Raw genomic sequence first — 15957 nt, forward strand, 5'->3', positions numbered from 1 at the left:
GCGCCTGATCGAGCGCAGCCTCGTCCAGGGGTTTGGCGGCCGCGTCGATCTGGCCTACCCAGTCACCGGTCTCGTCCTCGCCTTCGAGGCGCCCCTCGCGCGGCTGGCGGCCTGAGGCGTCGTCGGACTGTCCCGCGGACTGTACCTCGGGCCGCGCGGCGGGCGTACGCAGGCGTCGCGCCTTGACGGGGGCGGGTGCGGGGAATAGGGCCCGGGCTTCGGGTCCTGAGAGTGCCGCGCGAAGCCTGATGACAGAGAGCCCCGCTGAGCAACCCGTCGTTCTCCTGGTGGAAGATGACGGTCTCCTGCTGATGGAGGCCTCGGACACCCTGGCCGATGCGGGCTTCACGGTGCTGGAGGCGACGCACGCCGACAAGGCTCTGAAGGTGCTGGAGAACCGCGACGACGTCGAGGTTCTGATGACCGACGTCGACATGCCGCAAGGGTCGATGGACGGCTTCGCGCTGGCCCGCCTCGTCGCCCATCGCTGGCCGGCGATCCCCGTGCTGGTCGTCTCCGGCATGGGCACGCCGGGGCCGCACGACATGCCGGACGGGGCCCGCTTCATCCCCAAGCCCTACGAGCCCTCCACCCTGGTGCGGACGCTGCGCGCCTTCGTCCGCAGAGCGGCCTGAGCGGCGGCCTGACTCGGAAGGCCCGGCCGGCGGCCCGAGCGCGGGGCGCGGGGCCGGGGCGACGCAAAGCCCTTGCACCGCCCCGCCTAAAATGACACCCCCACGGGCGGCCGTCACCGCGGCGGCGCCGGAACGCGGGTTGTTGGACATGCCGGACGATCAGACCCTTCGCTTCGCCACGCAGGCGATCCACGCGGGCGCCGCGCCGGATCCGGCGACCGGCGCCCGGGTTCAGCCGATCTACTTCACCAACGGCTTCGTCTTCGAGTCGACCGAGCAGGCCGCCGACATCTTCGCGATGCGCCGCACCGGCTTCTCCTACTCGCGCGGCTCGAACCCGACGGTCGCGGCGCTGGAGCGGCGCGTCGCCGCGCTGGAGGGCGCCAAGGCCGCTGTCGCGGTCTCGTCCGGCCAGTCGGCGGTGATGCTCGTCCTGATGACGCTGATGCGCTCGGGCGAATCCTACGTCGCCTCCCCGCGCCTGTTCGGCGGCTCGCTCGGCCTGATGCGCCGCCTCGACGGCCGCTACGACCTGCAGCCGCAATTCGCCCGGGGCCTGGCGCCCGAGGATTTCGAGGCCGCGATCACGCCGCGGACGCGGGCGATCGTCTGCGAGTCGATCGTGAACCCCTGCGCGACCGTGATGGACATCGAAGGGATCGCCGAGGTCGCCCGGCGCCACGGCCTGCCCCTCGTGATCGACAACACGCTGGCCTCGCCCGCCCTGATCCGGCCGATCGAGCACGGCGCCGACATCGTGGTGCACTCGACCTCGAAGTTCCTCGGCGGGTCTGGCCAGACCATCGGCGGCGTGATCTGCGATGCCGGCCGCTTCGACTGGAACCGGCCTGACCGCTACAACCTGATCAACGAGCCCTGGCCCGATTACGAGGGCCTCGTGGTGCGCGAGCGCTTTCCCGACACGCCCTTCGCGGTGGCCTGCCGCCTGTTCGGCCTGCGCGACCTCGGGCCCGGCCTCTCGCCGATGAACGCCTTCCTGACGCTCACCGGCATCGAGACCCTGCCGCTGCGCATGGAGCGCCACTGCGCCAACGCGAAGGCCGTCGCGGCCCATCTCAAGGAACACCCGAAGGTCGCGTGGGTGAGCTATCCGGGCCTGCCCGGTCAGCCGGGCGAGGCGCTGGCCCAGCGCTACGTGCCGCAGGGGCCGGGCTCGATCTTCACCTTCGCGCTGAAGGGCGGCGAGCCCGCGGCGATCAAGTTCATCATGAGCCTGGAGCTGATCTCGCACCTCGTGAACATCGGCGAGATCAAGTCGCTGGCGATCCACCCGGCCTCGACCACGCACCGGCAGCTCCGCCCCGAGGAGCGCGCCGCCGCCTGCGTCGGCCCCGAGACGGTGCGGCTCTCGATCGGCCTGGAGAGCGTCGCGGACCTGATCGCCGACGTCGAGCAGGCGCTGGCCAAGCTCGACTGAGCGCGGCCGACCGGCTCACTCCGCCGGCGCGGGCGGGGTGAGCCCGGTGACCTGCGCCGAGGGCTGCTCGCTGAGCCAGCGGTAGAGGATTCCACCGAGCACGCCGCCGAGGAGCGGCGCGGCCCAGAACAGCCAGAGCTGGGCGAGTGCCCATCCGCCGACGATCAGAGCCGGCCCGGTGCTGCGCGCCGGGTTGACCGACAGGTTCGTGATCGGGATGCCCACGAGGTGCACGAGCGTCAGCGCGAGGCCGATCGCGAGCGGCGCGAAGCCGACGGGCGCCTTGCCGTGGGTCGCCCCCATGATGATGAAGAGGAAGAGCGCGGTCAGCACGATCTCTGCCGTGAGGCAGGCGGTGAGGGTGTAGCCCCCCGGCGAGTGCGCGCCGTAGCCGTTGGCCGCGAAACCCTTGGCGAGGTCGAAGCCGGGCGCGCTGCTCGCGATGGCGTAGAGCAGCCCCGCCGCCACGACGGCGCCGACGAGCTGCGCGACCACGTAGGGCAGGATGTCGCGGGCCGGGAAGCGGCCGCCCGCCGCGAGGCCGCAGGTGACCGCCGGGTTGAGGTGGCAGCCTGAGATGTGGCCGATCGCGTAGGCCATGGTGATCACGCTGAGCCCGAAGGCGAACGCGACCCCGAGGAGCCCGATCCCGACCTCCGGGAAGGCGGCCGCGATGACCGCGCTGCCGCAGCCCGCGAAGGTGAGCCAGAAGGTGCCGATTGCCTCGGCCGCGCATTTGCGGATGTCCATGGGGGACTCCTGGGTTCAGGAATGGTCGGCCGTCCGTGATCCCCCCGGCGCCGACGGTCCGGCGCGCGGGCAGACGATGCCGCCGGGGGCGGCGCGGGGAAAGGCCGGCCGCGCGTCCTAATCCCAAATTGCCTGCCGGAGGCTTGTTCGCCCCGGACGGCCTTGCCCTCGGCCTCGCTTCGGGTCCATACTGGAACACAACGCGAACAGATCCCCTGCCCGCCCGCGCCTCATCGGTCCGAGCCATGCCCGCCCCGAGCCCCGGCCGCACGCTGTTCTTCTTCGAGAAGCCCTCGGCGATGCGCGAGCTGAAGCGCTTCTTCCGCTCGCCGAACACCGTCTGCGTCGCCGCCGAGGGCCACCTGCTCACGGCCGAGGAGCCCGGCGATGTGCGGCCGGACTGGAAGCCCTGGCGCTTCGACGCGCTGCCGATCGTGCTCGACACGATCCCCGTCGCCTGCGGGCAGAACCGCTCCGGCCAGTCGCATGCGGGCAAGCTCGCCGCCATCCGCGAGGCGCTGAGCGGCGTCGACCGGGTGATCATCGCGACCGACCCGGGGCGCGAGGGCTCGATGATCGCCTGGGAGGTGCTGGAGCATCTCGGCTGGCGCGGCCGCGTCGACCGGCTGAAGCTCGGCGCGCTCGACGACGTCTCGATCCGGCGCGCCTTCGCGGGGCTGGCCGCCGAGCCCGATTCCGGCGAGCGCGACTACGCCGCCTATCTGGAGGCGCTCTGCCGCCAGTACGAGGATTACCATCTCGGCCTCAACGGCACGCGCGCCATCTCGCTGCGCCTGCGCCCGGCGGCCTTCCGCGAGCCCTGGCGCTTCGGCGGCGTGCAGACGCCGACGCTCGCGATCCTGGCCGATCTGGAGGCGCGCATCCGGGCCTTCGTGCCGCAGGACTTCTTCAGGGTCGGGCTGCATCTCGGCACCGCGGAGGGGCACGCGCTGACCCTCTGGCACGCGCCGAAGGAGCGCATCCTCGACCCGGAGGTGGCCGAGACGATCCGGGCGGCCGCTGCCGGCTGGTCCGGGCCGATCCGCGTCGAGCAGAAGGATGTGCGCCGGACGCCGCCGCGCCTGTTCTCAAAGGATACGCTGGCCCGACGCTGCGCCAAGCGCTTCGGCTGGGACCCGCAACACACCGCCAAGCTCGCCCAGGACCTCTACGACCAGGGCTATCTGAGCTACCCGCGCACCGAGTCCGAGCTGCTGCCCGAGGGGCAGATCGGCGACGCGACGGCCATCATCGTCGCCGTGACCGGGGTGCTCCCGGAACTGGGCCCGCTCTTCCCCCCCGAGCAGAAGCCGGTGATCCGGCGCGGCAAGAGTGGCCCCTACGTCAAGGATCCGGGCGAGCACCACGCCATCGTGCCGCTGCGCAAGGTGCCCGAGCGCGGGCGGCTCACGGGCGACCAGGCCCGGCTCTGGGAGCTCGTGGCCAAGGCCTATCTCGCCGCGCACCTGCCCGACGGGATCGACGCGCGCACCGGTATCACGGCCGAGGTGGGCACGCCCCTGGGCCCGAAGCGCTTCGCGGTCTCTGGGACCGTGGTGCGGGCGCCGGGCTGGCGCGCGGTCTACGGGGCCGAGGCCGACACGGAGGTCGACCTCGTGCCCGGCAAGGCCCGACGCGAGGAGGAGGCGAGCGCGGCCCGCCTGCCGCCGGTGCGCGACGGCGAGGCCGCCGCGGCGACGGGCGCCGAGATCGCGACCGCCGTGACCGAGCCGCCGCGCCGCATCACCCGCGGCGAGCTGCCGGTGGTGATGGCCCGCCTCGTCGATCAGGTCGAGGACCCGGCGGTGAAGCGCGCCCTGGAGAACCCCGCCAACCCGAACGAGCCGAAGGGCCTCGGCACGGCCGCGACCCGGGACACGATCCTGCCCAAGCTCCTGAAGAGCCGCTACGTGACGCTGGGCACCGGCAAGGACCCGGCGGTCTCGGTGACCGAGGTCGGCCTCGCCTTCATCGGCGCGGTGCGGGCGGTGTTCCCGGCCTACGGCGATCCGGTCGGACGGGCGGTGTTCGAGGCGGAGCTCGCCGAGATCGGCCGGGCCGCGACACGCGCCGAGGCGGAGCGCCGGGCCGAGGAGTTCCGGCAGCGCACCCGCGCGCGGCTCGACGCGCTGATCGCGGCGATCGCGGGCGCTCCGACGATCGACCTCGACCCGAGCCTGATCCCGCCGGGCGGGCCTGGCGGACGCGACGACCGGGCCCCGACGCCCGCCATGGTGGCGTTCGCGGTCTCGCTCGCCGAGCGCAAGGGCGTGCCGCTCCCGCGCGGCTGCAAGAGCAGCATGCGGGTCTGCCGCACCTTCCTGGACGCCCAGGCGGGGCCGCGGGCGCAGGGGGACATGGAGGCGCGCGGGCCGGACGGCGTGCGCGCCCCGAGCGAGGCGATGCTGCGCTACGCCCGCAGCCTCGCGGAGGCCCGGGGCATCGCCTGCCCGCCCGAGGTGGAAGCGCGCTTCGAGGCCTGCCGCAGCTTCCTCGACGCGCATGCAGGCCGGCCGGACACGGCGCGGGCCGCCCGGAAGAGCGCCGCTCCGTCCCGCGGCCGGGGGGCCGCGCCACGCAGGAAGCCTGCCCCGGCCCGCCGGCAGGCCCGATCGGCAGGAGATCGTCAGCCGTAACAGAGCGCCGTCCGGCGCTCGGGGGCTCGGGAGGGCACCCTGCCGAAGCCTGATGCCCTCAAGCGGCCAGACGCAGGATCTTCCGCGCTTCCGCGGGCGTCGCGACGCGCCGTCCGTACCGGGCCACGGCCTCGGCGGCGAGGCCGACGAGCTCCGCGTTGCTCGCGGCGAGCCGATCCCGGCTGATCCGAATGTTGTCCTCCAGGCCCGTGCGCACCGCGTCCGCGCCCCGGGCCAGGGCCCAGTCCATCACGCGCGTCTGGTTCCGCCCGATCCCGGCCGCCGTCCAGGTCGCCTCCGGCAGGATGCGGCGGCATTCGGCGAGCAGGATGTCGAGCAGGTGCTCGTCGGCCGGCATCGCGTTCTGCACACCCATCACGAACTGAACGTGCGGCCGCGCGTCCATCAGGCCGGCCTCGATCAGGCGTCTGGCTCCGTGCAGGTGCGAGAGGTCGAAGATCTCGATCTCGGGCCGCACGCCGAACTGCTTCATCTGGGTGGCGAGATCGGTGACGAGCGTGGCGTGGTTCTCGTAGACGATGGTGGGAAAGTTGACCGAGCCCGTCGAGAGCGAGGCCATGTCGGGCCGGTGCCGGAGCGACAGCCCGCGGCTCGCCGGGTCGCGCCCGCGCCCACCGGTGGAGAACTGGACGATCATGCCGGGGCAGTGCCGGCGCAGGCCCTCCTGCACGGCGGCGAACGTCTCGGGATCGGAAGACGCGCTCTCGTCGGCATTGCGCACGTGGATGTGGGCGAGCGTGGCGCCGGCCTCGAAGGCCTCCTGCGTCGAGGCGATCTGCTCGGCGACCGAGATCGGCACCGCCGGGTTGTCGCTCTTGCGCGGCACCGAGCCGGTGATCGCCACCGCGATCACGACCGGTGCGTTTGTCTCGGGCTGGGGCATTCCTGTCTCCTCCGCGGCCGCTGTCGGCCCTCGCGTGATCAGACGTCGCAGACGACCGTCTCGGCGCCGTCTCGGAGAAGGATGTCAAGGGTTCGCGGGTCCGGGGCCCTCGCCGGCATCGGTCCAAGAGCCGGCTTCACCCGCGGGCTTCGCGCCACGCATCGTCCCCGAAAAGCCGGAGAGGGGTTCGGGCGGCTGTCGCGCTTGCAGGGGGCCGGAGGCCGCCCGGTGCGGCCCGGGGGAGCGGGCCCCCGGGCCGCGGGATCGCGCCGCTAGGCCATGCCGAGCGCCTGCATGTAGAGCTCGAGGATCGCCTCCTCCTCCTGGCGCTCGGCGTGGTCCTTCTTGCGGATCCGCAGGATCTGGCGGACCGCCTTGGCGTCGAAGCCGCGGCCCTTCAGCTCGGCGAACACGTCCTTGATGTCGCCCTGGAGACCGGCCTTCTCCTCCTCCAGGCGCTCGATCCGCTCGATGAACTGCTTCAGTTCGTCGGCGGCCACGCCCTCGGAGGAGGAGACGTCGCCGACCTTCGGCATCGAATGGGCGTTCATGAAAATCCTCGTCACCGCGGGGGCGCGCCCCCGCGATCACGGATCGCCCGGGGCCGTCCCATCCTCGCACTGGCCCGAGTGGTAGACGAGCGACGTTACCGGAAGCTTGAGGCCGGCTCGGGGAGCCGGTGCCGGCTCTCCCCGGGAACCCTCAGTGCTGCGGCGGGGCCTTCGCGAAGGCCGCCTGCTGCTCGGGGCTCGCCTCGGTCTGGTGCTGCGCCTTCCACGCGTCGTAGGGCATGCCGTAGACCTGCTCGCGGCTCGCGTCCTTCGAGAGCGGGATGCCGCGCTCGTCGGCCGCGTCCTTCAGCCAGTTCGACAGGCAGTTGCGGCAGAAGCCCGCGAGGTTCATCAGGTCGATGTTCTGCACGTCGGTGCGGCCGCGCAGGTGGCTGACGAGGCGGCGGAAGACGGCCGCCTCCAGCTCGGTCTGGGTCTTCGGATCGATCTCGCTCATGGGGCTCGGCCTCGGGACTGGCGTGGAACGGAACTGTCCGCCTCAGGTCGGTCCCCGGCGCTCCGCCGTCAAGCGTCGCGCGCGGGCAGCAGCGGCCCGAGGCAGCGGGCGAAGCGCGCGGCCCATTCCGTCTGGCCCGCCTCACCGGCGATGAGGTCCTGCCGGATCTCGACCAGCGCGTTCAGCAGGCCCCGGGCGGTGGCGTGGCGGTCGATCGTGTCGCCGGGCAGGCCGCCGCCGTAGGGTTCGTTGTCGCCGACGGTCAGGCCGGCCGGATCGGCCCGCAGGGCCTCGATCAGCGGGCGGCTAAGGCGCTCGTCGCGGTCGTAGAGGATGCCGACCTGCCAGGGACGGGCGACGCCGCGCCAGTAGGGCGTGAAGCTGTGGATCGTCACGATGGCCGGGGGCACGCGAGCCGCCTCGGCCGCCGCCACCGCGGCCTCGATCGCGGCGTCGAACGGATCGTAGAATCGGGCGAGCCGGGCCGCCTTGCCGGCCGCGTCGATGCGGGCGTTGCCCGGCACCACGGCGCCGTCCGAGAGGCGCATCACCAGGGTCGGGTCCGCGCGGCCGCGGTTCGGGTCGATGATGAGGCGCGAGAAGTTCGTGAGGATCGCGGGCGCGCCGAGCAGGGCCGCCAGACGCCGCGTGACCCCCGCCGCGCCGATGTCGTAGGCGATGTGCCGGCCGAACTCCGCCTCCGCCACGCCGAGCGCGATGTCCGGCGGCACATGGTTCGAGGCGTGGTCGCAGGCGAGGATCAGGCCGCAGGCCGGGTCCCCCGGGACGATCTCGACCGGGTGAGGGGTCACGCTGTCGGTACGGGCGGGAGCGTTCACGGGGCCGGTCGGTTCCTCGGCAAAGGCGGGGGCGGATCGCGGAAGCTTGAGCCTTGCCGTCCGGCCCGGGCTCGGGCAAGCACGTATCAAGGATCGTGCGCCCCCGGCAAGAATCGGGCCCCGGGCCCGGCCCCTCGCATCGCGCAGATGTGCGCGGGGCCGGGGCGGGTGAAGAAGAGACCGCACGCGAGAGACGAACAGGCGAGGAGCCCCGCGATGACCGCCAACACCGATCCGGCCGTGCACCAGGCCCGCATCCTGCTCGACCGTTTCCTCGCGGCCGGCATCGCGGCGGCCCATCCGGAGAAGTGCTTGGCGCGGCACCTGCCGCAGCCGGCGCCCGGGCGGCTGATCATCCTGGGCGCGGGCAAGGCCGGCGGCAGCATGGCGGCGGTGGCGAGCCGGTTCTACCGCGAGGAGCACGGGGTGTCCGAGGAGCGCATCCTCGGCCTCGCCGTCGCGCGCCACGGCTACGGTCAGGACGCGCCCGGCATCCGCATGGTCGAGGCCGGCCATCCGGTGCCGGACGAGGCCGGCATCGCGGCGACGAAGGAGGCGCTGCGCATCGCCTCCGAGGCCGGCCCGGAGGACGAGGTGCTGGTGCTCCTCTCCGGCGGCGGCTCGGCCAACTGGATCGCGCCGGCCGGCGACCTCACGCTCATCGAGAAGCAGGCCATCACCCGGGCACTGCTGCGCTCCGGCGCGCCGATCGGCGAGATCAACACGGTGCGCAAGCACCTCTCGCGCATCAAGGGCGGGCGCCTCGCGCTCGCCGCCCGCAACGCCCGCTCGATCCTGACGCTGGCGATCTCCGACGTGCCCTTCGACGACCCGGCGGTGATCGCCTCGGGTCCGACCGTGCCGGATCCCTCGACCCTCGAACAGGCCCGCGCGATCTGCGAGCGCCGCAACATCCCCCTGCCCGAGGCGGCCGTGCGGCTCCTTAACGACCCGAACAACGAGACCCCGAAGGCGGGCGACCCGGCCTTCGCGCGGGCCGAGTACCGCATCATCGCCCGGCCGATCGACGCGCTGGAGGCGGCGGCGGCCGCCGCGCGCGAGGCCGGCTACGAGCCGGTGATGCTCGGCGCCGACCTCGAGGGCGAGGCGCGCGAGGTCGCGGCCGAGCACGCCGATCTGGCCCGCAAGGCCAAGGCCGAGGGCCGCAAGGTCGCTCTGATCTCGGGCGGCGAGCTGACCGTGACCATCCGGGGCGAGGGCCATGGCGGGCCGAACCAGGAATACGCGCTCGCGCTCGCCATCGCGCTCGACGGCGCGGCCGGCATCCGCGGCATCGCGGCCGACACGGACGGGACCGACGGCGGGCGGGGCGAGGCCACCGATCCGGCCGGCGGCCTCGTGGACGAGACGACGCTGGAGCGCGCCCGCGCGGCCGGCCTCGATCCGGCCGCGATGCTCGCCGACAACGATTCGACCCGCTTCTTCGAGACCATCGGCGACCTCGTCCGGCCCGGCCCCACCCGCACCAATGTCAACGACTGCCGCATCATCCTCGTCGACTAGTCTTTTCCAACCCGTGCCGGTCTCTCTGCGTCGCGGTGCGGCGGGGCTCCTGCTGGGCGTGGTGGCGTTCTTCGCCGCCGCGCCCGCGCGGGCGGACCTGCGCCTGTGCAACCTCACGCCCAGCAAGGTCGGCATCGCGCTGGGCTACCGGGACGCGCAGGGGTGGGTGACGGAGGGCTGGTGGGATCTGGCGCCCAAGGGCTGCGAGACCCTGCTGCGCGGTGCGCTGGCCGCGCGCTTCTACTACGTGTTCGCAGTCGACTACACGCGGGGCGGCGAGTGGAACGGACGCTCGCTGATGTGCACCCGCGACTCCGAGTTCACGATCCGGGGCGTCGAGGACTGCCTCGCCCGCGGCTACGACCGCAACGGCTTCTTCGAGGTCGATACCGGCGAGCAGAAGAGCTGGACCATCCAGCTCAGCGACCCGAACCAGCCGGCCGCGCCCCAGCCCTGAGGCCGGGAACGGTCCGGCGGGGTTCGGTGTTCCGGGGCACGCTCCATTCGGAACCGCTCCGTGCCCCTCAGCCTCCGCATCCTCGCGCTCTGCGTCCTCTGCCTCGCCCCGGTCCCCGGGGCGCTCGCGCAGCAGCAGGGCGCTCCGCCGACGGACGCGACGGTCGAGGTCGAGGATCCGCAACCCGGCCCACCCCCGCCGCTGCCCGACCTCGCCGACCCGAACGGGCGCACCGGCGAGTCGCTCGGGGAGCCCGGCTCCGGCTCCGGCATCCCGAAGGCCCTGCGCGGCTCGGCCGCCAAGGCGGGCGGCCCGGTCAACGACCTCAACCCGAGCGGCCGGCCGGAGGAGCCGCCCCTGCCCCGTCCCGATCTCGGCGCGGTGCTGGCCGGCAAGGCCCTGTTTCACGGAAACTATTGCGGGGCCGGCCAGCAGGGCGAGGGACTTGCCCCGACCGACGCCCTCGACGCCGCCTGCCAGCGCCACGACGCCTGTTACGATGCGGCCGGCTACCGCTCCTGCGCCTGCGACGCGGCGCTGAAGCGTGAGGCTGCACTGGTCTCCGAGCAGCCCGGCGTGTCGCGCCAGGTGCGGGAGCGGGCCCTGAGCGTCACCGAGGCCGCCGACGCGATGAACTGCCGGAGACCCTGAGCGCCCCGGCTGCCCGAACCGGGTCACCCCGCATCGCCCGGCGCCAGCCTTCCCTCAGGCAGCCTTCCTCAAGGATGAGCGAGCCCCCGTTCGTACGCCGACCGGAAACCGGGACGTGTCAGACATTCAGATAGGCTGAGGTGCGTGGGCGCGGATCTCCGCGCCTGCCAAGCCATCGCGATCGAGGGCCCTGCTGCCGCCCTCCGGCACGATCCGAGGGTGCGGGCGGCCTCTCGCGGCCTCTCGCGCCGGCGGCCGCCCCGGACGCGTTCCCCGGCGCGGCTCAGGGCGCCGGGCCGACCGGCTCGCCGGTGACCGCCCCCTCCGCCTTCAGCACCTCGTGCGCGGCCTTGAAGGCGTCGAGCCCGGCGGGGATGCCGCAATACACGGTGGCGTGCAGCAGGATCTCCTTGATCTCCTCGACGCTGACCCCGTTGGCCAGGGCGCCCTTGACGTGCAGCTTCAACTCGGCGGGCTTGCTCAGGGCCGTCAGCATCGCGAGGTTGAGCATGCTGCGCGTCTTCCGGTCGAGGCCCTCGCGCGTCCAGGCATAGCCCCAGCACCATTCCGTCGTGATCCGCTGGAAGGCCATCATGAAATCGTCGGCCTTGGCCAGGCCGCCATCGACGTACTCCGTGCCGAGCACGGCGCGACGCACCGCCAAGCCCTTCTGGAACTGCTCGCTCTCCGCCATCGATCCGCTCCCTGACATGTTGCGCCGCGACACTCCCCATTTCAGTCTTGTATGTCAATCAGACAAAGTTTTTGATGAGCGGGCGGCGTCGATCGCTGCTGCCGTGGGCCGAGGGGGAGGCGCGAATGGCACGAGTGCCCGCCGCCCTGCTCGTTCGGCGCAGGGACGGGTCCCTGTCCGATCCCGCGTTCCGTGCCGCCGCGCGGCGGCTCTGCGCCACCGCGCGCCCGGAACTCCTGGGGGGGGCGTCATCGCGCTCGAGCCCCCGCTCCGCTCGCCGGGGCGTCCCAACACGTTCCTCGCCCACGCGGCGGTTTCCGGAGGACTGCACGACAGCGCCTACGTCCGCGGGTCGATGGATCCGACAAGTCCGGAAGCCTGCCGCCGGAGAGCCGCCCGGATCTCCGCGCAGCAAGGCGGTCCCGGCGTGTATGCGGGTGATCTCGGTTTCTACAGCGACGGAGTCGATGGCCGTGTCGTCGCATCGCAGATCGACACGGATCGGGTTCCGGTCCACCTGCCGACGGGAGGGTACGATGACCTGGCCACCGTCGAAGATGGCGCGGCGTTCGCGCGCCTGATCCCGGCAGGACATTCCGGAAGATGCCTGGATTGTGGCATTTCCCCATGTGCGAAAACCCGGATCTGTTTCGAGGCTACTTCATACAGGCCCTCGACACCTTCGTTCGATAGCGAGCAGGAGTGAAGACCGTGACCGACGCGACCGAACCCGCCATCTCGCCGCCGTCCCGTTTGGCGGTCATCGGGCTTGGCAAGATGGGGCTGCCCATGGCCAAGCGCCTGCTCGGTGCAGGCTTCGCCGTGGCCGCCTACGACCCGGTCGCGGCGTCGCGGGACGCGTTCGCGGCAGCGGGCGGACGATCATGCGGATCCGCCGCGGAAGCCGCCGGCGAAGCGGATGCCGTGATCACGATGTTGCCCGATGGGACGATCGTGAAGCGCGTCGTGCTCGAGGACGACGCGCCCGTTCTCGAGGCGATGCGTCGCGGCTCGGTCCTGATCGAGATGAGTTCCTCCGAGCCCTTGACCACCCGCCTCCTGGGCGAGCGCCTCGCGGAGGCGGGGATCGGCCTCGTCGATGCTCCCGTCTCGGGCGGCGTGAGGAAGGCCGAGGCGGGCACGTTGTCGATCATGGTGGGCGGGGAGCCGCGCACCGCCAAGCGCGTCCGTCCCGTCCTGGAAGCGATGGGAAGCGCCCTGTTCGACACCGGCCCGCTCGGCTCGGCCCACGCGATGAAGGCCCTCAACAACTACGTGTCGGCCGCCGGGCTCATCGCCGCCTGCGAAGCCGTGCAGATCGGTGCGGCCTTCGGGCTCGATCAGAACGTCATGGTGGATATTCTGAACGTCTCGACGGGCCGGAACAACACCACCGAGAACAAGCTGAAAGCCTACATGATATCCGAGGCATACAACTCGGGTTTCGGCCTCGCCCTGATGGCGAAGGACATCGGTATCGCGGTCGATCTCGCGGAGGCCCTGAGAAGGCCCGCGCCCCTGTCGCATCACGTCGTCGCTCTCGCGCGCGAGGCGCTGACCATGCTCGGAGCGCAGGCCGACCACACCGAGATCGACCGCTACCTGAAGCGCTTGGCCGAAGAGCGCTTGGCCGAAGAGCGCTTGGCCGAAGACGACGCCTGATCCGCGGTCGGCACGCCGACAGTCATGCGGCGCCGAGCCTCGGTTCTGGGCTCGCGGGCCGCGCACGTCATCGCCCGTTTGCCGGCTCGTTGCGCCCCGGCAGGATCAACTGATGGGGTACCCAGTCGTAGGGTTGCACGTACTCGCCTCGGGCAAGTTTCACGGCATCCTTCACCGCCTGGGCCCCCTGTAGCGGCGCGTCTTGAAGGACGCTGACCGACAGGTCGCCGCTTTTCACGGCCGCGATCCCGTCCGACGTTCCGTCGACGCCGCCGACCAGGACCTTGCCCGCCAGGCCGGCCGCCTTGAGGGCGGCCACCGCGCCGAGGGCCATCTCGTCGTTGTTGGCCGCGATGGCGTCGAATCTCAGGCCGCTGCGCAGCCACGCCGTCACCTGATCCTGCGCCTGCCGCCGGCTCCAATCCGCGCTCGCCTCCGCCAAGAGCTGCAGCCCCGGCCGTTGCCCGAGGATCTCCTTTACGCCGGCGGTGCGCTCCTGTGCGGCGTTGTCGCTGTCCTTGCCGCGCAGGATGGCCACGTTGCCGCGATCCCCGAGACGCTGCGCGAGCATTCGCATCTGCACCCGGCCCGCTACGAGGTGGTTCGCGCTGACGATCGCCATCCTGCTGGTCACCGGACCGCTCGGGCGCCTGTTCACGAACACCACCGGAATCCCGGTCGCCGCGGCCATCGCGGCGATCGTCCTGGCACTGGCATCATCGACGGGCGTGACGATCAGGGCTGCCGGCTTCGCCTCAAGGGCGGCGCGCGCCTGGCTCACCTGGGTCTCGCCCCGGCCGGCCGCCTGCCCCACATTGACCGAGACGGAGACCTCGGAGGCGGCCGTGTCGACGACGGCCGCCTGCAGGCTGTCGAGGAAACGGTCGCCCGCCTCCGGCATCAAGAAGGTGAGTTTCATCCCGGTAGCGGCGGCCGGTGTGGCGAGAGCGAGCAGCAGGAGTGCGGCAGGCAGGGGGCTGGTGCGTTGCTTCATGGCAAGCCTCGGTTGAAGCGCGAGCGTCAGGCGGCACGGACGGTGTCGAGGAACGACTGCACCTGTCGGCGCAGCAGATCGGAGTGCTGGGCGAGTTCGCCCGAGGCGCACAGAACCTGGGTGGCGCCCGTCCCGGTCTCCTCGGCGTTGCTCGCCACGCCGGTGATGTTGACGGTCACCTCGTCGGTGCCGCTCGAGGCCTGGGCGATGGCTTGAACGATCTCGCGCGTCGCCGCCCCCTGCTCCTCGATGGCCGACGCGATGGCGGTCGCCGTCTCGTTGATCGAGCGGATCGAGGCGGAGATACCGTCGATGGCCGCGGCGGTTCGGCCGGTGGAGGACTGGATCGCCTCGATCTTGGCCGTGATCTCGCTCGCCGAACGGGAGGTTTGGCTGGCGAGGTCCTTCACCTCCGTCGCCACGACCGCGAAACCCCGGCCCGCTTCCCCGGCCCGTGCCGCCTCGATCGTCGCGTTGAGCGCAAGCAGGTTGGTCTGGCCGGCAAGCCCGGCGATGGTGTCCACCACATCGCCGATGCTGGCGGCCACGTCCATCAACTCGCGCACCAGCGCGGTCATTCCCTCCGTCTCCCGAACGGCGGCCTGCGACATCGCCGCGGAGCGCTCGACCTGGACTCCGATCTCCGTCACCGAGGCATCGAGTTCCTCGGCCGCGCCCGCGATCGACTGAATGTTGACGGAAGCCTCCTCGGCCGCCGCAGAGACCGCGACCGCGCGCACCGAGGTGGCTTCGGCCGAGACCGAGAGATGGCGGGCGGTCGTCTGCATCTGCACGGCCGCCGAGGAAACGGCCGTGACGATCCCGCCCACCGACTGATCGAACGCCTCCGCCATCTCGCGCATGGCGATCCGGCGCTGCTCCTCCGCCCCGGCGCGCTGGGCGGTCACTTCGGCCTCGAGAGCCCTGTTGCGGATCATGTTGTCCTTGAAGACCTGAACCGCTGCCGCCATCCGGCCGATCTCATCGTGGCGGCGCTGTTCGGGCACCGCGACGCCGATGTCGTCATCCGCGAGCCGGCCCATCGCGACGGTCATGCGCCCGATCGGCCGCGAGATCGTCATCGTCAGAAGCCAGCCGGCCAGGGTGCAGAGCGACAGCAGACAGGCCAGGGCCGAGACGATCCAGAAGCGGGCCGAGGCACGGATCTCCTGGGCGGCGGCCGTGGCCGCCGCCACCTCCTGTTGGCGATAGGCCTGCACGGCCTGCACCGCGGTGTAGAAGCTGGCGGCCTCCGAGAGCATATCACCCTGCAGCACAGCCGTTCCGATCTCGGTCAGGCCAGCCCGGTCGAGGATGCGGATCTCCTCCTCGATCGCCAGGAAATGCTGCCACGCGTTGCGGAGGGTCTCGGCGAGCCGGGTCTCGCGCGCGTCCTCGATCAGGTTCGCGTAATCGCCCCAGGCTTTCGAGAAGGCGATGCGGCTCTCCTCGGCCTCCCGCGCGTAGGCGCTGCGCTGCGCCTCGCTCGGGCTGTAGTGTTGCAGCGCCGTCAGGGCCCGCAGCTGCTGGCTGAGGCGGGCGAGGTCGCCCAGCAGGGTCACGGCCTCGACCTGACGGGCCAGCGCCGCGCCGATCGTCGAGACCTGATCGACCTTGACGATCGCGAAGCCGCCGGTCAGGCCGGACAGCACCACGAGGATCGCGAACGTACCGATGATCTTTGACTTGATGGATCTGAGATTGATCGCTTGAATTCTATGGCCGATCGACATGGCGACGAACCCCTGAGGACAACGTGTCCGAA

The 15957-nt window shown here is 72.0% G+C and carries 15 protein-coding genes; 7 read left to right on the forward strand and 8 right to left on the reverse strand.

Features of this window, described 5'->3' with window-relative positions:
- Positions 1-248: 248 nt before the first annotated feature.
- Entirely contained in the window at positions 249-635 is a 387-nt protein-coding gene (locus MFF54_RS11220) for a response regulator (protein ID WP_066922204.1), read from the forward strand.
- Positions 636-783: 148 nt separating this feature from the next.
- Positions 784-2073 (forward strand): O-acetylhomoserine aminocarboxypropyltransferase/cysteine synthase family protein, encoded by a 1290-nt coding sequence (locus MFF54_RS11225; protein ID WP_238302857.1) that lies wholly within the window; start codon positions 784-786, stop codon positions 2071-2073.
- Between the two features lie 15 nt (positions 2074-2088).
- Here the strand turns inward: MFF54_RS11225 and aqpZ are convergent, their stop codons facing one another.
- Complete coding sequence (gene aqpZ, locus MFF54_RS11230) at positions 2089-2823, reverse strand: aquaporin Z (protein WP_238302858.1); 735 nt, start codon at positions 2821-2823, stop codon at positions 2089-2091.
- A gap of 245 nt (positions 2824-3068) precedes the next feature.
- Between aqpZ and MFF54_RS11235 the strand changes: the two genes are divergently transcribed.
- On the forward strand, positions 3069-5459 hold the full coding sequence (locus MFF54_RS11235; RefSeq protein WP_238302859.1) for a type IA DNA topoisomerase: 2391 nt from the start codon (positions 3069-3071) through the stop codon (positions 5457-5459).
- Positions 5460-5517: 58 nt separating this feature from the next.
- Here MFF54_RS11235 and MFF54_RS11240 read toward each other — a convergent pair whose 3' ends face one another.
- The 4 genes from MFF54_RS11240 to MFF54_RS11255 all read right to left on the reverse strand — a co-directional run bounded on the left by MFF54_RS11240 (position 5518) and on the right by MFF54_RS11255 (position 8210).
- The gene (locus MFF54_RS11240; RefSeq protein ID WP_238302860.1) at positions 5518-6363 is read right to left on the reverse strand and encodes a 3-oxoadipate:acetyl-CoA acetyltransferase; all 846 of its coding nucleotides are present in this window, start codon (positions 6361-6363) and stop codon (positions 5518-5520) included.
- 272 nt (positions 6364-6635) lie between these two features.
- Positions 6636-6899 carry a DUF2312 domain-containing protein gene (locus MFF54_RS11245; RefSeq protein ID WP_238302893.1) on the reverse strand — a complete coding sequence of 88 codons (264 nt, stop codon included), beginning with the start codon at positions 6897-6899 and terminating at the stop codon, positions 6636-6638.
- Positions 6900-7065: 166 nt separating this feature from the next.
- Positions 7066-7371: a DUF1244 domain-containing protein gene (locus MFF54_RS11250; protein ID WP_238302861.1), complete on the reverse strand. Its 306-nt coding sequence runs from the start codon at positions 7369-7371 to the stop codon at positions 7066-7068.
- A gap of 68 nt (positions 7372-7439) precedes the next feature.
- Entirely contained in the window at positions 7440-8210 is a 771-nt protein-coding gene (locus MFF54_RS11255) for an N-formylglutamate amidohydrolase (RefSeq protein ID WP_238302862.1), read from the reverse strand.
- A gap of 216 nt (positions 8211-8426) precedes the next feature.
- On the opposite strand from MFF54_RS11255, the gene MFF54_RS11260 reads away from it, so the two are divergent.
- The 3 genes from MFF54_RS11260 to MFF54_RS11270 are packed head-to-tail and all read left to right on the forward strand — an operon-like array spanning position 8427 to position 10842.
- A complete protein-coding gene (locus MFF54_RS11260; RefSeq protein WP_238302864.1) occupies positions 8427-9734 on the forward strand; it encodes a glycerate kinase type-2 family protein in 1308 nt (435 codons plus the stop codon).
- Complete coding sequence (locus tag MFF54_RS11265) at positions 9700-10191, forward strand: DUF1036 domain-containing protein (RefSeq protein ID WP_370880177.1); 492 nt, start codon at positions 9700-9702, stop codon at positions 10189-10191. Before MFF54_RS11260 ends, MFF54_RS11265 begins: the two co-directional genes overlap by 35 nt.
- 60 nt (positions 10192-10251) lie before the next feature.
- Complete coding sequence (locus MFF54_RS11270) at positions 10252-10842, forward strand: phospholipase A2 family protein (RefSeq protein ID WP_238302867.1); 591 nt, start codon at positions 10252-10254, stop codon at positions 10840-10842.
- A 283-nt stretch (positions 10843-11125) separates the two neighbouring features.
- Here MFF54_RS11270 and MFF54_RS11275 read toward each other — a convergent pair whose 3' ends face one another.
- Positions 11126-11536, reverse strand: coding sequence for a carboxymuconolactone decarboxylase family protein (locus MFF54_RS11275; protein ID WP_238302869.1), 411 nt, complete (start codon positions 11534-11536; stop codon positions 11126-11128).
- Positions 11537-12247: 711 nt separating this feature from the next.
- Between MFF54_RS11275 and MFF54_RS11280 the strand changes: the two genes are divergently transcribed.
- Positions 12248-13198: an NAD(P)-dependent oxidoreductase gene (locus MFF54_RS11280; protein ID WP_238302871.1), complete on the forward strand. Its 951-nt coding sequence runs from the start codon at positions 12248-12250 to the stop codon at positions 13196-13198.
- A gap of 67 nt (positions 13199-13265) precedes the next feature.
- On the opposite strand, the gene MFF54_RS11285 is transcribed toward MFF54_RS11280, so the two are convergent.
- Together MFF54_RS11285 and MFF54_RS11290 are read right to left on the reverse strand one after the other, a co-directional pair.
- Positions 13266-14192 carry a substrate-binding domain-containing protein gene (locus MFF54_RS11285; protein ID WP_306423958.1) on the reverse strand — a complete coding sequence of 309 codons (927 nt, stop codon included), beginning with the start codon at positions 14190-14192 and terminating at the stop codon, positions 13266-13268.
- 26 nt (positions 14193-14218) lie between these two features.
- The gene (locus tag MFF54_RS11290; RefSeq protein ID WP_238302874.1) at positions 14219-15925 is read right to left on the reverse strand and encodes a methyl-accepting chemotaxis protein; all 1707 of its coding nucleotides are present in this window, start codon (positions 15923-15925) and stop codon (positions 14219-14221) included.
- Positions 15926-15957 lie beyond the last annotated feature (32 nt).

This window comes from Methylobacterium gregans (genome assembly GCF_022179245.1).
In the GTDB taxonomy this organism is placed as follows: Bacteria; Pseudomonadota; Alphaproteobacteria; order Rhizobiales; family Beijerinckiaceae; genus Methylobacterium; species Methylobacterium gregans.

Coding starts and splice junctions, on each gene's coding strand:
- MFF54_RS11250 (WP_238302861.1), bottom strand. CDS start 7,371: ATGAGCGAGATCGATCCGAAGACCCAGACCGAGCTGGAGGCGGCCGTC.
- MFF54_RS11240 (WP_238302860.1), bottom strand. CDS start 6,363: ATGCCCCAGCCCGAGACAAACGCACCGGTCGTGATCGCGGTGGCGATC.
- MFF54_RS11260 (WP_238302864.1), top strand. CDS start 8,427: ATGACCGCCAACACCGATCCGGCCGTGCACCAGGCCCGCATCCTGCTC.
- MFF54_RS11285 (WP_306423958.1), bottom strand. CDS start 14,192: ATGAAGCAACGCACCAGCCCCCTGCCTGCCGCACTCCTGCTGCTCGCT.
- MFF54_RS11290 (WP_238302874.1), bottom strand. CDS start 15,925: ATGTCGATCGGCCATAGAATTCAAGCGATCAATCTCAGATCCATCAAG.
- MFF54_RS11275 (WP_238302869.1), bottom strand. CDS start 11,536: ATGGCGGAGAGCGAGCAGTTCCAGAAGGGCTTGGCGGTGCGTCGCGCC.
- aqpZ (WP_238302858.1), bottom strand. CDS start 2,823: ATGGACATCCGCAAATGCGCGGCCGAGGCAATCGGCACCTTCTGGCTC.
- MFF54_RS11220 (WP_066922204.1), top strand. CDS start 249: ATGACAGAGAGCCCCGCTGAGCAACCCGTCGTTCTCCTGGTGGAAGAT.
- MFF54_RS11225 (WP_238302857.1), top strand. CDS start 784: ATGCCGGACGATCAGACCCTTCGCTTCGCCACGCAGGCGATCCACGCG.
- MFF54_RS11245 (WP_238302893.1), bottom strand. CDS start 6,899: ATGCCGAAGGTCGGCGACGTCTCCTCCTCCGAGGGCGTGGCCGCCGAC.
- MFF54_RS11235 (WP_238302859.1), top strand. CDS start 3,069: ATGCCCGCCCCGAGCCCCGGCCGCACGCTGTTCTTCTTCGAGAAGCCC.
- MFF54_RS11265 (WP_370880177.1), top strand. CDS start 9,700: ATGTCAACGACTGCCGCATCATCCTCGTCGACTAGTCTTTTCCAACCC.